Origin of the sequence: Streptomyces sp. NPDC126499 (assembly GCF_040302485.1) — a bacterium.
Lineage (GTDB): Bacteria > Actinomycetota > Actinomycetes > Streptomycetales > Streptomycetaceae > Streptomyces.
Window position 1 is genome coordinate 19,939 of sequence record NZ_JBEOUO010000002.1, and the last position, 13,866, is coordinate 33,804.

The 13,866-nt window shown below is 72.9% G+C and carries 15 protein-coding genes; 3 read left to right on the top strand and 12 right to left on the bottom strand.

Annotated elements, in window-relative coordinates; genetic code table 11:
- Window positions 1–18: 18 nt before the first annotated feature.
- The 10 genes from mug to bioB all read right to left on the bottom strand — a co-directional run bounded on the left by mug (window position 19) and on the right by bioB (window position 10,102).
- Window positions 19–612: a G/U mismatch-specific DNA glycosylase gene (mug, locus tag ABTZ91_RS02795; protein WP_352075676.1), complete on the bottom strand. Its 594-nt coding sequence runs from the start codon at window positions 610–612 to the stop codon at window positions 19–21.
- The gene (gene purB, locus ABTZ91_RS02800) at window positions 609–2,048 is read right to left on the bottom strand and encodes an adenylosuccinate lyase (protein WP_352075310.1); all 1,440 of its coding nucleotides are present in this window, start codon (window positions 2,046–2,048) and stop codon (window positions 609–611) included. Before purB ends, mug begins: the two co-directional genes overlap by 4 nt.
- 73 nt (window positions 2,049–2,121) lie before the next feature.
- On the bottom strand, window positions 2,122–2,913 hold the full coding sequence (locus ABTZ91_RS02805; protein WP_352075311.1) for an SGNH/GDSL hydrolase family protein: 792 nt from the start codon (window positions 2,911–2,913) through the stop codon (window positions 2,122–2,124).
- 276 nt (window positions 2,914–3,189) lie between these two features.
- Window positions 3,190–4,209, bottom strand: a complete 1,020-nt coding sequence (locus ABTZ91_RS02810; RefSeq protein ID WP_352075312.1) for a hemolysin family protein — start codon at window positions 4,207–4,209, stop codon at window positions 3,190–3,192.
- Complete coding sequence (locus ABTZ91_RS02815; RefSeq protein WP_352075313.1) at window positions 4,206–5,546, bottom strand: hemolysin family protein; 1,341 nt, start codon at window positions 5,544–5,546, stop codon at window positions 4,206–4,208. The genes ABTZ91_RS02810 and ABTZ91_RS02815 overlap by 4 nt, the downstream gene beginning before the upstream one ends.
- A 295-nt stretch (window positions 5,547–5,841) precedes the next feature.
- Complete coding sequence (locus tag ABTZ91_RS02820; RefSeq protein WP_352075314.1) at window positions 5,842–6,279, bottom strand: GNAT family N-acetyltransferase; 438 nt, start codon at window positions 6,277–6,279, stop codon at window positions 5,842–5,844.
- 113 nt (window positions 6,280–6,392) lie between these two features.
- Window positions 6,393–6,737, bottom strand: coding sequence for a VOC family protein (locus ABTZ91_RS02825; RefSeq protein WP_352075315.1), 345 nt, complete (start codon window positions 6,735–6,737; stop codon window positions 6,393–6,395).
- An 18-nt stretch (window positions 6,738–6,755) separates the two neighbouring features.
- A complete protein-coding gene (bioD, locus tag ABTZ91_RS02830; protein WP_352075316.1) occupies window positions 6,756–7,472 on the bottom strand; it encodes a dethiobiotin synthase in 717 nt (238 codons plus the stop codon).
- Between the two features lie 132 nt (window positions 7,473–7,604).
- Window positions 7,605–8,885 carry an adenosylmethionine--8-amino-7-oxononanoate transaminase gene (locus tag ABTZ91_RS02835; RefSeq protein WP_352075317.1) on the bottom strand — a complete coding sequence of 427 codons (1,281 nt, stop codon included), beginning with the start codon at window positions 8,883–8,885 and terminating at the stop codon, window positions 7,605–7,607.
- A gap of 8 nt (window positions 8,886–8,893) precedes the next feature.
- Window positions 8,894–10,102 carry a biotin synthase BioB gene (gene bioB, locus ABTZ91_RS02840; protein WP_352075318.1) on the bottom strand — a complete coding sequence of 403 codons (1,209 nt, stop codon included), beginning with the start codon at window positions 10,100–10,102 and terminating at the stop codon, window positions 8,894–8,896.
- A 142-nt stretch (window positions 10,103–10,244) separates the two neighbouring features.
- On the opposite strand from bioB, the gene ABTZ91_RS02845 reads away from it, so the two are divergent.
- From ABTZ91_RS02845 to ABTZ91_RS02860, 3 genes are all read left to right on the top strand, one after another.
- Window positions 10,245–11,465: an 8-amino-7-oxononanoate synthase gene (locus tag ABTZ91_RS02845; RefSeq protein WP_352075319.1), complete on the top strand. Its 1,221-nt coding sequence runs from the start codon at window positions 10,245–10,247 to the stop codon at window positions 11,463–11,465.
- Window positions 11,466–11,498: 33 nt separating this feature from the next.
- Window positions 11,499–12,110 (top strand): hypothetical protein, encoded by a 612-nt coding sequence (locus tag ABTZ91_RS02850; protein WP_352075320.1) that lies wholly within the window; start codon window positions 11,499–11,501, stop codon window positions 12,108–12,110.
- 251 nt (window positions 12,111–12,361) lie between these two features.
- Window positions 12,362–13,192 (top strand): hypothetical protein, encoded by an 831-nt coding sequence (locus ABTZ91_RS02860; RefSeq protein WP_352075677.1) that lies wholly within the window; start codon window positions 12,362–12,364, stop codon window positions 13,190–13,192.
- Between the two features lie 84 nt (window positions 13,193–13,276).
- On the opposite strand, the gene ABTZ91_RS02865 is transcribed toward ABTZ91_RS02860, so the two are convergent.
- Window positions 13,277–13,486 carry a transposase gene (locus ABTZ91_RS02865; protein ID WP_352075321.1) on the bottom strand — a complete coding sequence of 70 codons (210 nt, stop codon included), beginning with the start codon at window positions 13,484–13,486 and terminating at the stop codon, window positions 13,277–13,279.
- Between the two features lie 84 nt (window positions 13,487–13,570).
- On the bottom strand, window positions 13,571–13,864 hold the full coding sequence (locus tag ABTZ91_RS02870) for a hypothetical protein (RefSeq protein WP_352075322.1): 294 nt from the start codon (window positions 13,862–13,864) through the stop codon (window positions 13,571–13,573).
- Window positions 13,865–13,866: the final 2 nt, after the last annotated feature.

The window sequence follows — 13,866 nt, forward strand, 5'->3', positions numbered from 1 at the left end:
ACCACGTCACCCGGGGTGCTACGTCCCCTCGGCGGCGCGCCGGTCCGGCAGCCCGGCCGCCTCCCGCAGCCGGGCGAACTCCTCCGCCATCGTCGCCGCCGTCCAGTGCGCGTTCAGGCCGCTCGGATTGGGCAGCACCCAGATCCGGGTCGTGCCGTGCGGACCCTCGATGGTCCGCTCCTGCGGCCCGACCATGGCCTTCTTGTCGCCGAAGGCGGTGCGGTACGCGGTGACGCCGACCACCGCGAGCCAGCGCGGCGCCAGCCGCCGCACCTTCTCGGTGAGGATCCGCCCGCCCTCCCGGTACTCCTCGGCGGTCAGCTCGTCCGCCCGTGCGGTCGCCCTGGCCACCACGTTGGTGATGCCGAGGCCGTACGCGAGCAGCTCGGACTGCTCCGCCGGGGCGAGCCGCCGCGGCGTCAAGCCGGACAGATGCAGCACCGGCCAGAAGCGGTTGCCGGGCCGGGCGAAGTGGTGGCCGGTCGCGGCCGTCATCAGACCCGGATTGATCCCGCACAGGAGGATGGAAAGACCGCCCGCGACCACGTCGGGGACGACGCGGTCACGGGCGGCCTCGAGCTCCTCAGGGGAGAACCGGGTGCTCCCGGTCAGAGGATCGCCCCGGGGGTGTAGCCGGCGGCCTCCGGGTGCTGCTTGACGATCTCCTCGATACGGGAGACGACGGCGGCGACCTGGTCGGCGGCGGCACCGGTGAAGGAGAGCTTGTCGGCCATCAGCGCGTCCAGCTGCTCCCGGTCCAGCGGGATCCGCTCGTCGGCGGCCAGCTTGTCCAGGAGCTCGTTGCGCTCGGCACCCTGCTCGCGCATGGCGAGGGCGGAGGCCACCGCGTTCTCCTTGATGGCCTCGTGGGCGATCTCGCGGCCCACGCCGGCGCGGACCGCGCCCATCAGGACCTTGGTGGTGGCGAGGAAGGGCAGGTAGCGGTCGAGCTCGCGGGCGACGACCGCCGGGAAGGCGCCGAACTCGTCCAGCACGGTGAGGAAGGTCTCCAGAAGGCCGTCCAGGGCGAAGAACGCGTCCGGCAGGGCCACCCGGCGGACCACCGAGCAGGAGACGTCACCCTCGTTCCACTGGTCGCCCGCCAGCTCGCCGGTCATCGACGCGTAGCCGCGCAGGATCACCATCAGGCCGTTGACGCGCTCGCAGGAGCGGGTGTTCATCTTGTGCGGCATGGCGGAGGAGCCGACCTGGCCGGGCTTGAAGCCCTCGGTGACCAGCTCGTGGCCCGCCATCAGGCGGATCGTCTTGGCGATCGACGACGGGGCGGCGGCCAGCTGCACCAGGGTGGTGACCACGTCGTAGTCGAGCGAGCGCGGGTAGACCTGGCCGACCGAGGTGAAGGCGTGCGCGAAGCCGAGGTGCCCGGCGATCCGCTGCTCGAGCTCCGCCAGCTTCGAGGCGTCGCCGCCGAGCAGGTCGAGCATGTCCTGGGCGGTGCCGACCGGGCCCTTGATGCCGCGCAGCGGGTAGCGGCCGAGGAGGTCCTCCAGGCGCGCGTAGGCGACGAGCAGCTCGTCGGCCGCGGTCGCGAACCGCTTGCCGAGGGTGGTGGCCTGGGCGGCAACGTTGTGGGAGCGGCCGGCCATGACCAGCTCCGCGTACTCGCCGGACAGCTTGCCGAGGCGGGCGAGGACGGCGACCGTACGGTCCCGCATCAGCTCCAGGGACAGCCGGATCTGCAGCTGCTCGACGTTCTCGGTCAGGTCGCGCGAGGTCATGCCCTTGTGGACGTGCTCGTGACCGGCGAGGGCGTTGAACTCCTCGATCCGGGCCTTCACGTCGTGCCGGGTGACCTTCTCGCGCTCGGCGATGGAGCCGAGGTCGACCTGGTCGAGCACCCGCTCGTAGTCGGCGAGCGCCGCGTCGGGAACCTCGATCCCGAGGTCCTTCTGGGCACGCAGCACGGCGAGCCACAGCCGGCGCTCCAGCTTCACCTTCTGCTCGGGGGACCAGAGGACGGCGAGCTCCGCGGAGGCGTAGCGGCCGGCCAGGACGTTGGGGATGCGGGGCTTCGCAGCAGCAGTCACGTGACCAGATTCTACTGGCGGTTTCTGCAGGCCAGCGCCAGGGTCCGGCCTGGAGCTTGCTACGAGACGCGCGTCACCGCGGCTCGCGCGCGAGCGGCTCGTAGGGCAGCAGCTCCGGGCGCTTCGGGGCGCGCCCGTCGCCCGAGGAGCGGCCGGTGAGCCGGCGGCCGATCCAGGGCACCAGGTGCTGCCGGGCGAAGCGGGCGTCGGCGACCCGGCGGGTGGCCCAGCCGGGCGGCATCGCCGCCGGCAGCGGGGTGCGCCAGTCCTCCTCGGGCGCCAGCCCCAGGGTCTGCCAGACCGCCTCGGCCACCCTGCGGTGGCCCTCCGCCGTGAGATGCAGCCGGTCCGCGTCCCACAGGCGCGGGTCGCCGAGCACCGGAGCGCCGTACAGGTCGACCACCAGGGCGCCGTGCCGGGCGGCGAGCTCGTCGACGTGGGCGAAGAGCTCTTCCATGCGCGGCCGGAAGCGCTCCATGACCGGCCCGTTGCGGCCGGGGCTGCGCATGAGGACCAGCTGCCCGCAGGAGGGGGCGAGCCGTTCGACGGCCTCGCCGAGCAGTGCCTTCACCCGTCCCATGTCGCACTTCGGGCGCAGGGTGTCGTTCAGGCCGCCGACCAGCGTCACGACGTCGGCCTTCATCGCCGCCGCCGCGTCCACCTGCTCGTCGACGATCTGGCCGATCAGCTTGCCGCGCACGGCCAGGTTGGCGTAGCGGAAGCCGGGCGGCGTACGGGCGGCGAGCCGGCCCGCGAGGAGGTCGGCCCAGCCGCGGTACGTGCCGTCCGGGTTCAGATCCGACATACCCTCGGTGAAGCTGTCGCCCAGGGCGACGAGACTGGTGTAGGTGGCATTGATCTCCATGACCCCGCGATCATACCGCTCGGTATGGGCCGCTCGGCGCCGATCGACCGGGACGCGGGACACGTGCCGGGCGAGGGGGGCGTGGTTCACGCACCGTGCGACCGGGGCGCGGATCACGCACTCCCCGAGCGGGCCCCGGGTCACGCACCCCGCGACCGGGACGCGCGACCCGCACGCGCGACCCGCACGCGCGACCGGGGCCTGGCACACCATCGTGTCCCGGGCCCCGCTCCTACGACGCGCCGTCGCGGCGCCGAAGCGCGCGACGGCGGGTCGTCACGGCGCCGAAGGGCGCCCCACCAGCTCGCGCAGCACGTCCTCCATCGTCACCAGACCGGCCGGCTTGCCGTCCTCGTCGACGACCGCCGCCAGGTGGGTCCGGCTGCGCCGCATCGCCGTCAGCACGTCGTCCATCGGCGTCGCCGCCCGCACCCGGGCGATCGGCCGCATCGCCGACACCGGGAACGGCAGGTCGCGCGGGGTGACGTCCAGGGCGTCCTTCACATGGAGGTAGCCGAGGATCCGGCGGCCCGAGTCGATCACCGGGAAGCGGGAGAACCCGGTCCGCGCCGACAGCGCCTCCAGCTCCTCCGGGGTCGTGTCCACGCGCGCGTACACGACCTTCTCCACCGGCATCACCACGTCCCGCACCGGGCGCCGGCCCAGCTCCAGGGCGTCGTGCAGCCGCTCGGCCGCACGGTCGTCGAGCAGGCCGGCGTCACCCGCGTCGGTGACCATCCGGGCCAGCTCGTCGTCCGAGAACGTCGCCGCGACCTCGTCCTTCGCCTCCACCCGCAGCAGCTTCAGGATGCCGTTGGCGAACGCGTTGATCGCGAAGATCACCGGCCGCAGCGCGCGGGCGAGCGCCACCAGCGGCGGGCCGAGCAGCAGCGCCGACCGGGTCGGCTCGGCCAGGGCGATGTTCTTCGGCACCATCTCGCCCAGCAGCATGTGCAGATACGTGGCGACCGTCAGGGCGATCACGAACGAGATCGGGTGCACCAGACCGTGCGGCACGCCCATGGCGTCGAAGACCGGCTCCAGCAGATGCGCGATGGCCGGTTCGGCCACGATGCCGAGGACCAGGGTGCACAGCGTGATGCCGAGCTGGGCGGCGGCGAGCAGCGCCGAGACGTGCTGCAGACCCCACATGACGCTGCGCGCCCGGCGGTCGCCGGACTCGGCGAGCGGCTCGATCTGGCTGCGGCGCACGGAGATCAGGGCGAACTCGGCGCCGACGAAGAAGGCGTTGACGACCAGGGTCGCCAGACCGATCAGCAGTTGGATCGCGGTCATCGGCCGACCTCCTCGTCCGTGTCACCGAGCTGGGGGAGCGGGGCGTGCATCAGCACGCGGGCCGCCCGCCGCCCGGAGGCGTCCACCACTTCGAGGCGCCAGCCCGCAAGGTCCAGGGTGTCGCCGACGGCCGGGATCCGGCCGAGCTCGGTGGCGAGCACGCCCGCCAGCGTCTCGTACGGCCCCTCGGGCACCCGCAGGCCGACGGTCTCCAGCTGGTCGGTGCGGGCCGCGCCGTCCGCGGACCACAGCGCGCGGCCGTCGGCGTCCTCGCCCGCCCGCGCCAGGTCCGGCGTCTCGTGCGGATCGTGCTCGTCGCGGACCTCGCCGACGACCTCCTCGACGATGTCCTCCAGGGTCGCGACGCCGGCCGTGCCGCCGTACTCGTCGATGACGACGGCCATGGTCTGCTTGCCGGACAGCCGGTCGAGGAGCTTGTCCACGGTCAGGCTCTCGGGGACCAGCAGCGGCTCGCGCAGCATGTCGCCGATCCGGCGGAGGCGCCGCTCGTCGGCCGGTATCGCCAGCACGTCCTTGATGTGCGCGATGCCGACGACCGAGTCGAGGCTGCCGCGGTAGACCGGGAAGCGGCTCAGACCGGTCGCGCGGGTCGCGTTGGCGACGTCCTCGGCGGTGGCCTGCACCTCCAGGGCGGTGACCTGGACGCGCGGCGTCATCACGTTCTCCGCGGTCAGCTCGGCCAGGTTGAGGGTGCGCACGAACAGCTCGGCGGTGTCCGGCTCCAGCGCGCCCTCCTTCGCGGAGTGCCGGGCCAGGGCGACCAGCTCCTGCGGGGAGCGGGCCGAGGCCAGCTCCTCGGTCGGCTCCATGCCGAGCCGGCGCAGGATCCGGTTGGCGGTGTTGTTGAGATGGCTGATCAGCGGCTTGAACGCGGCGGTGAAGATCCGCTGCGGGGTGCTCACCACCTTGGCCATCGCCAGCGGCGAGGAGATCGCCCAGTTCTTGGGGACCAGCTCGCCGACGACCATCAGGACGACGGTCGACAGGGCGGTGCCGATCACCAGGGCCACGGAGGAGGCGACGCCGGCGGACAGACCGAGGTCCATGAGCGGGCCGCGGATCAGCTTGGCGATCGACGGCTCGGAGAGCATGCCGACGATCAGGTTGGTCACGGTGATGCCGAGCTGGGCGCCGGAGAGCTGGAAGGTGAGCGACTTGACGGCCTTGAGGGCGCCGGCCGCACCGCGCTCGCCACGCTCCACGGCCTTCTCGAGCTCGGATCGCTCGACGGTGGTCAGCGAGAACTCGGCCGCGACGAAGGCGCCGCAGGCGAGCGAGAGCAGCAGCGCCACCAGGAGCAGCAGTACCTCGGTCATCGGTTCACCTCCGTCCCTCGACGTGTCCCATGATCAGTCAGGGGAGGGAGGACCGCGCGATGTCGGCTGCGGGAGGGACTACTGGGAGGCTCGCCCATGGGCGGACGCTCACACCTTTCGAGAGTTCCGGAACGCGATCGGGTGGGTGGTCACTTTCCCTGATCACTTTGCCCGTCCATCGTAAAGGACGGGCAAAGTGGCGGAGCGACGGGCAGAGCGGAGGAGAGCGACGGGTACAGCAGGGCGTGACGGGAAAGGCGGGGCGGAGGGGAGGGACGGGCACGGGGGAGGGCGGTCAGGAACCGGCCGGCACCGCGAGCGGCTTCACCCAGCGCGTCCACGCCTCGTCGGGCCCGTACTCCGCCGCCCGCCACGCGGCCCGGCCCAGCTCGTTGCGGTCGAGCACCATCGCGTCCACGCGCCGCCCCCCGAGCCGTACGAAACGTTCCTCCGCCGCGGCGAGCAGCGCCGTGCCGATGCCGCGCCGCCGCCGCTCCGGGTGGACGGCGAGCCGGTACAGATGACAGCGCCAGCCGTCGAACCCGGCGATCACCGTCCCGACCAGCTCACCCGCCCGCTCCGCGAGCAGCAGCGCCTCCGGGTCGCGCTCGACGAGCCGCGCCACACCGGCGTGGTCGTCGCTGATGCTGGTGCCCTCGGCCGCCGCCTTCCAGAAGGCGAGCACGGCGTCGATGTCGGCCGCCACCGCGGCCCGTATCCGAAGATCGTCCATGCCGGTCATCCCACCACCGGCGGCACCGGCCCGTCGACCGCGTTCCACGACGCGGGACGGGTACGGAGGGGGCGGGGGGGCAGACCCCTCGTCGACGGGGTGTCCCCACGGACCTACCCCGTCACGAAACAGAACTCGTTGCCCTCCGGATCGCACATCACCTGGAACGACCCGTGCTCGTCCGTCACGATTCCGCCCGACCGGCGCGCGCCCAGCGGCAGCGCCTCCTCGGCGGCCACGGCCGGATCGGCGACCTCGAGATCCAGATGGACCCGGTTCTTCACCGACTTGCCCTCCGGCACCTTCTGGAACGCGACCCGCGCGAACTCCGGCGGGTCCACGTAGGACCAGTCGGGGCTCCGATCGACCGGAGCCCCGCCGAGGAGCGCCGCCCAGAACCGCGCGAGCGCGGCCGGATCGGCGCAGTCGAAAACGATCTCCTGCACTCGCGTACGCATACGGCGAGCGTACGGAGCTCAGGCCCCCGCCGTCGCGGCGAACGCCGCCGCGTCCCACGCGCCGCCGAGCACGGGCGCCAGCCAGCTCGCCGCCGCCGCCCGGAACGCCTCGGCGTCCAGCCTGCCCGCGCCCTCGGGCACCGCGCCGAGCAGCGGCGCCCCGGCCGCCTCCGGCAGGTCCGTCAGGTTGCAGCGCATCGCCAGGTCGGGCGCGGCCGGCCAGCTGCCGACCACCACGCCCAGCTGCTCGATGCCGCGCGCCCGCAGAGCCTCCGCGGTCAGCGCGGTCGAGTTCAGCGTGCCCAGACCGGCCGGCACCACCACGAGCACCGGCGCGCCGAGCAGCCGGGCCGCGTCCGCGAGCGTCCCGCCCTCCTCGTCGAACCGTACGAGCAGCCCGCCGGCCCCCTCCACGAGCACCAGGTCGTGCTCGGCGGCCAGCTTCCGCGCCGCCTCCGCGACCTCGGCGGGCCCCACCGGCGCGAGCCCCGCCCGCCGGGCCGCCGTCGCGGGCGCCAACGGCTCCGGGAACCGGGCCAGCTCCGCCCCGGTCACCGCACCCGACAGCCGCACCACCTCGTCCGCGTCCCCCGCCTCCCCGGGCCCGACCCCGGTCTGCGCCGGCTTCAGCACGGCGACGGACCGCCCGGCGGCGGTGGCGACGGCGGCGAGAGCGGCGGTGACGACGGTCTTCCCGATCTCGGTCCCGGTGCCGCTGACGACGATGGTGGTCATGCTGGTGTCCCTCTCTGTTGGATGGGTGCGGGCCGGACGGCCGTGGGTGAGGGGGCGACAGGCCCCGCCCCGCCGGGCGCGGCGTGCCGCCCCGGCGGTGCGTGCCCGCGCCCCGGCGGAGAGCCCGGCGGCTCAGCCCGCCGTCGCCGCCGCGCGGACCGCCTCGCAGATGCGGGCCACGTCCTCGTCCCGCGTCACGTACGGCGGCATCGTGTAGATCAGGTCGCGGAACGGCCGCAGCCAGACGCCCGCTCCCACCGCCGCCCGGGTCGCGGCCCGCATGTCGACGTCGTGGTCGAGCTGGACGACGCCGATCGCGCCGAGGACGCGGACGTCGGCGACACCCGGGATGTCGACCGCGGCGGCCAGCCCCTCCCGTAGTCCCGCCTCGATGCGCTTCACCTCCACCTGCCAGTCCTGGGACAGCAGCAGGTCGATCGAGGCGAGGGCGACCGCGGAGGCGAGCGGGTTGCCCATGAAGGTCGGCCCGTGGGCGAGGACGGGCACCTCGCCGCGCGAGATGCCCTCCGCGACCCGGCTGGTGCACAGCGTCGCCGCCATGGACAGATAGCCGCCGGTGAGCGCCTTGCCCACGCACATCACATCGGGGGAGACCCCGGCGTGGTCCGCGGCGAAGAGCGCGCCCGTACGCCCGAACCCCGTCGCGATCTCGTCGAAGATCAGCAGCACGTCGTGCGCGTCGCACGCCTCCCGCAGCACCCGCAGATACGCGGGGCTGTGGAAGCGCATCCCGCCCGCGCCCTGCACGACCGGCTCCACGATGACCGCGGCGAGCTCGTCCGCGTGCCGCCCGATCTCCTCGCGCAGCAGCCGCGCGTACGACTCCTCGTACCCGGCCGGCGGCGGGGCGACGAACACCTGCCGCTGCAGGACGCCCGACCACAGCTCGTGCATGCCCCCCTCGGGGTCGCACACGGACATCGGCTGCCAGGTGTCGCCGTGGTAGCCGCCGCGCCAGGTCAGCAGCCGCTGCTTGCCGGGGCGGCCGACCGAGCGCCAGTACTGCAGGCACATCTTCGCGGCCACCTCGACCGCGACGGACCCGGAGTCGCTGAGGAACACGTGCCGCAGCGGCTCGGGCGTGATCTCCACGAGCCGCGCGGCGAGCCGGACGGCCGGCTCGTGGGTGAGCCCGCCGAACATGACGTGGCTCATCCGGTCGAGCTGGCCGCGCGCGGCCTCGTTCAGCACCGGGTGGTTGTAGCCGTGGACGGCCGACCACCAGGAGGACATGCCGTCGACCAACTCGTCCTGGCCCTCGGCGGGTTCGGCGAGCCGGAGCCGTACCCCGGACGCGGACGCGACGACCAGCGGGTCCGTACGCCCCGGCATGGGGCCGTACGGGTGCCAGACGTGCGCCCGGTCCAGGGCGAGCAGTTCGTCGTTGCGCATGGTCACCGTTACGCGTTCGGGGCGAGGTCCGTACCGGCGCCGCGGCGGCGTACCGCCACCAGGTCGGTCCTGGCCTCCGAGGGGGACGCCGGAACGGCGGTCGCCGCCGCGGCGGGCACCTCGGCGTGACCGCCGCACGGCCCGCACCCGCCACCCGCCTCCGCGTGCGACCCGCAGCCGCCGGCCGCGGCTCCGGCCGCCGCGAGCGCGTCCACCCGGTGCCGGGGCAGCGTGGTCGTGCCCGCGCCCTCCACCTCGAAGCCGGCGTCGGCGATCATCTCCAGGTCGGCCTTGCCGGCCTGGCCCTCGCTGGTGAGGTAGTCGCCGAGGAAGATCGAGTTGGCGATGTGCAGGGCCAGCGGCTGCATCGTGCGCAGGTGCACCTCGCGCCCGCCGGCGATCCGCACCTCGACGTCGGGGCAGACGAACCGCACCATCGCCAGGATCCGCAGACAGCGCTGCGGGGTGAGGTTCCACTCCTTGGCGAGCGGCGTGCCCTCGAAGGGGATGAGGAAGTTGACCGGCACCGAGTCCGAGTCCAGCTCGCGCAGCGCGAACACCACGTCGACCAGGTCCTCGTCGCTCTCGCCCATGCCCGCGATGAGACCCGAACAGGCCGAGAGCCCGGCCGCGTGGGCCTTCTCCACGGTGTCCACGCGGTCCGCGTAGGTGTGGGTGGTGGTGATCTCCCCGTACGTCCCCTCGGACGTGTTCAGGTTGTGGTTGTACGCGTCGGCGCCGGCTTCCTTCAGCCGCTCCGCCTGCCCGTCGGACAGCAGACCGAGGCAGGCGCAGACCTCCACGCCCTCGTTCTGCTCCTTGATGGCCGCGATGGTCTTGCCGACCCGCTCCACGTCGCGGTCCGTCGGGCCACGGCCGCTGGCCACCAGGCACACCCGCTTGGCGCCGCCCGCGACACCGGCCGCCGCCGCGGCCGACGCCTCGTCGGGCTTCAGCCAGGTGTACTTCAGGATCCCGGCGGTCGAGCCGAGCCGCTGGGAACAGTACGAGCAGTCCTCGGGGCACAGCCCCGACTTCAGGTTGACGAGATAGTTGAGCTTCACCCGGCGCCCGAACCACTGGCGCCGCACCTTGCCGGCCGCGGCCACCACATCGAGCAGGTCGTCGTCGGATGTCGCCAGCACGGCGAGCGCTTCTTCACGGGTCGGCAGCTCGCGCCGCAGCCCCTTCTCCACCAGCGTGTTCAGCAGGTCCATAAGGGCTGATCCTTACCTACGGCAGACCCCGGGGCCAAGGAAGAGAAGGACAAACAGACCGCTTTGAAGTGTGTGTATGACCACACCCTGTCGTCGGCCGCGGACGGCTAGGGTCTGTGCGCTGCCTACAAAAGGACCTGCCATGCCGCCGTACGCCGAGGACCCGCTGGACGCCGGACCGGTCGCCGGACCGGTCATCGCGGAGGCCACGGACCCCCGCCGCACCGCGTTCGACTGGACCGAGGCCGCCGCTCGGCAGCGCGCGGCGGCGGGCCTGGTACGGACGCTGCGGCCCCGGCCGGCCGAGTCCGAGCTCCTGGACCTCGCGAGCAACGACTACCTCGGCCTCACCCGCCGCCCGGAGGTCACCGAGGCGGCGGCCGAGGCGGCCCGCCGCTGGGGCGCGGGCTCCACCGGATCGCGGCTGGTCACCGGATCGACCCGGCTGCACGCCCGCCTCGAACGCGAACTGGCCGATTTCTGCGGATTCGAGGCGGCCCTCGTCTTCTCCTCCGGCTACACCGCGAACCTGGCCGCGCTCACCGCCCTGTCCGCCCGCGACGGGCTGATCGTGTCCGACGCGGGCAACCACGCCTCCATCGTCGACGGCTGCCGGCTCGCGCGGGCCGAGACGGCCGTGGTCCCGCACACCGACCCGGAGGCCGTGGCGAAGACCCTCGGCGCCCATCCGGACCGCCGCGCCCTGGTGGTCAGCGACTCCGTCTTCTCCGTGGACGGCGACAAGGCCCCGCTCGCCGCCCTGGCGCGGGCGTGCCGGACACACGGCGCGGGCCTGGTCGTCGACGACGCCCACGGCTTCGGCGTCCTCGGGGACGGCGGGCGCGGCGCCCTCCACGAGGCGGGCCTCGCGGGCGACCCGGACGTCGTCGCGACCCTCACCCTCTCCAAGTCGCTGGGCAGTCAGGGCGGCGCGGTGCTCGGGCCCGCCCGGGTGATCGAGCACCTGGTCAACGCGGCCCGTACCTTCATCTTCGACACCGGTCTCGCGCCCGCCGCCACGGCCGGCGCGCTCGCGAGCCTGCGCCTGATCGAGGCCGAACCGGGCCTCGCCGCCCGCGCCCGTACGGTCGCCACCACCCTCCACCGGCTGCTCACCGAGGCCGGACTCACCGCCGCCCGCCCCGACGCGGCCGTGGTCTCGGTCCGGGCCCCGGGCCCCGACGAGGCGCTGCGCTGGGCGGCCGACTGCCGCGAACTCGGGCTCGCGGTGGGCTGTTTCCGGCCACCGTCGGTGCCCGACGGCGTCTCCCGCCTCCGGCTGACCGCCCGCGCGGACCTCGACGACGCGCAGATCGAACGGGCCGTCGAGACCATCCTGCGGACCGCGCCCCGGCTGTCCTGACCGATTGTCAGTGCCGGTGCCTACGGTGATCACATGAGTCTTTCGCTGAGCCCGTACCTGCTCGACATCAAGGCCACGCACGCCCTCGTGGGCTCGCGCGACGAGCAGCTGCTCCAGATCATCCACGGCCGCTTCGCCGACGACCTGGCGCGCGACGACGACTGGTTCTCCTCCGAGATCGCCGACGGCGCCCCCACCGCCTCCGAGGCGCTGCGCGCCGTGATCGCCGGCGGCCCCTTCGACGGGAAGAAGCAGTACTCCTTCCAGTACGGCTACGCCTACAAGCGGCTGTGCTCGCTGACCGGGTCCTTCCTGGACAACTCCTGCTTCTCCCCGTTCCGGGGCGACTGGCTGGAGACGGTCGACGAGGGTCTGAAGGCCCTGCGCATCACGGCGGTGGCGGTGGCCGACTTCGGCTACGGCGACGACATGCCGGAGCCGATACCCACCTACGACCTGCCGAACTGCGGCGAGTGGACGCACGAGCAGTGCCTGGCGGCCCTCGAGCAGTTCGAGCAGACCAAGCGGGACGGTCACGCCCCGCCGCTCGACCCCGAGGTGGTCGAAGCGATCATGGACGTGACCGGCTGGCTCCGCCACGCCGCGGCGCGGCCCGGCTTCGGGGTCATCGGCTTCGTCTCCTAGAGCGTGTCCGGACCGACGCCGGCCACTGCCCTGGGGTCGCGATGGAGCCTCCGGCACCACTCGCTGGAACAGGTCCCACAACTCATCCGGCACCAACCGCTCAACAATCCCCCCCCCCCCCAGGAGCCCACACCCTATCGGCGGCTATCCACATGAGATGACCTCTTAGCACGGTAGTTGCCCCGTCGGGCCAGATACCCGCTCAGTATCCGGTGGAGCCGGTCCACGGCGTCCCGTACGGTCGGTCCGTGATGATCAAAACGGGCGACCCTCGCAGTCTCGGCGTCCCTTCTTCCGAGGCTCGGTTGCACTTCGGTGCGGAACTGCAGGAGCTCGGCGGCGGGCCGCGGCGCCGCTTGCTCATGGTCGACGACGAGCCTGCCTTCGAGCTCAGTTTCTACTGTGGAACGTGCCCGCTCCTGTTTCGCCGACTAGAAACCGCGAGAGAGAAGGTTTCCCTGGAGAGCATGCAGGATCGGCTCACCGGTGCACTGGACGATCCGGACGACCGTGGTGTGATCGATGCGTTCGGTGCGTTGCTGCCGGAGGGCGAGTACCTTCCGCTGCTCCTGAGCGTGGAACCCCGGCTGATCATCCCGGGGAAGGAAGGTGACTACTTCAGCGGCGAACAGGTCACGATGTGGGGGGTCGATCAGTTCTGGGGCCTCCCCGAGTACCCGCACACCCCGTACTACCGAACCTTTGAGACCGTTGTCGACGCGGACGCGCACCTCTATGAGTTCGTCGTGCCCATGGTGCCCCCGACGTGGAACGAGAGGGAGCGTGTCGAGGAGTACGTCGCCCTCATGGAGCAGGGAACGGTGCCCACGGCGGTGGCGATCTCCACGCTGGACGTGTGCCAGCCCGCCCTGGGCTTGGGAGAGGACCCGTCTGTCCACTGGGGCCTGACCCACTTCCTCCTCGACGGTCATCACAAACTGGAGGCCGCTGCCACAGCCGGCCGGCCGGTGCTGCTCCTCTCGCTCCTGACCCTGGGCGAGAGCCTCGCCGGAGCGGAGGACTGTACACGCCTCCCCGCACTGCGGGCTCGACCCCGTTCGGCTCGGGCGACCGGCACCTGAGCCAGCGCCGAAGAGCATGCCTGGGGGCCAACAGCAGCGCACACCCAGGCCACCGAGGTTTTGTCGTCAAATGTCACGCCCGCATCAGGAGGGACGCGAGAGTGTCCGCCGCCCACCTGCGAAAACGCGTGTGCAGCGTCGCGCACGGAGCGTAGGCAGGTTCCGCCAGGGCGTCCCGGTCCGGAACTTCCCCACCATCCCCTTCAGGGCCCGGTGGTCGTCCGGCCGCTTCCGTCCCCGCAACGACACGGGCAGCAACGGCCGGGCGAAACGCCACTCGGCCAGACAGTTCATGGCGACGTATCACGACACCGTGACCCCAAAAATCATTTGGAGACACGCTCTAGGGACGGGGCGGCTCCCGGCGGGGTCCGGTCGTCAGCTGTCGCTTCCCGCTCCCGGGCCCCGTCCTTCCTCGGAGCGGTCGCGGCCCTCTCCGGCCGTGCCCCGGCGCCCGTGCGGATGGCGCTGTTCCTCGCGGCCGAGGCCCGGGGACTGGCGCTTGGCGTCCATGCCGTGGTCGTCGGGCGCGGCGTCGCCGAGGCTGCCCCGTACGGCCTCCTCCGCCTCCCGGCGGGCCTCGGCGTCGCCGCTCTCGCCGACGGCCTGGGACGGTGTGGTCCGGGGCGGCCGGTCGGCGGGCAGTGTGCGTCGGCGCTCGTGGTGGCTCATGA

What these genes read in the sequence shown, in the direction of transcription:
- ABTZ91_RS02820 (WP_352075314.1), bottom strand. Translation starts at nt 6,279, where the DNA reads ATGGACGATCTTCGGATACGGGCCGCGGTGGCGGCCGACATCGACGCC.
- ABTZ91_RS02825 (WP_352075315.1), bottom strand. Translation starts at nt 6,737, where the DNA reads ATGCGTACGCGAGTGCAGGAGATCGTTTTCGACTGCGCCGATCCGGCC.
- ABTZ91_RS02870 (WP_352075322.1), bottom strand. Translation starts at nt 13,864, where the DNA reads ATGAGCCACCACGAGCGCCGACGCACACTGCCCGCCGACCGGCCGCCC.
- ABTZ91_RS02810 (WP_352075312.1), bottom strand. Translation starts at nt 4,209, where the DNA reads ATGACCGCGATCCAACTGCTGATCGGTCTGGCGACCCTGGTCGTCAAC.
- ABTZ91_RS02815 (WP_352075313.1), bottom strand. Translation starts at nt 5,546, where the DNA reads ATGACCGAGGTACTGCTGCTCCTGGTGGCGCTGCTGCTCTCGCTCGCC.
- ABTZ91_RS02835 (WP_352075317.1), bottom strand. Translation starts at nt 8,885, where the DNA reads ATGCGCAACGACGAACTGCTCGCCCTGGACCGGGCGCACGTCTGGCAC.
- ABTZ91_RS02860 (WP_352075677.1), top strand. Translation starts at nt 12,362, where the DNA reads ATGATCAAAACGGGCGACCCTCGCAGTCTCGGCGTCCCTTCTTCCGAG.
- ABTZ91_RS02850 (WP_352075320.1), top strand. Translation starts at nt 11,499, where the DNA reads ATGAGTCTTTCGCTGAGCCCGTACCTGCTCGACATCAAGGCCACGCAC.
- bioB (WP_352075318.1), bottom strand. Translation starts at nt 10,102, where the DNA reads ATGGACCTGCTGAACACGCTGGTGGAGAAGGGGCTGCGGCGCGAGCTG.
- ABTZ91_RS02805 (WP_352075311.1), bottom strand. Translation starts at nt 2,913, where the DNA reads ATGGAGATCAATGCCACCTACACCAGTCTCGTCGCCCTGGGCGACAGC.
- ABTZ91_RS02865 (WP_352075321.1), bottom strand. Translation starts at nt 13,486, where the DNA reads ATGAACTGTCTGGCCGAGTGGCGTTTCGCCCGGCCGTTGCTGCCCGTG.
- ABTZ91_RS02845 (WP_352075319.1), top strand. Translation starts at nt 10,245, where the DNA reads ATGCCGCCGTACGCCGAGGACCCGCTGGACGCCGGACCGGTCGCCGGA.
- bioD (WP_352075316.1), bottom strand. Translation starts at nt 7,472, where the DNA reads ATGACCACCATCGTCGTCAGCGGCACCGGGACCGAGATCGGGAAGACC.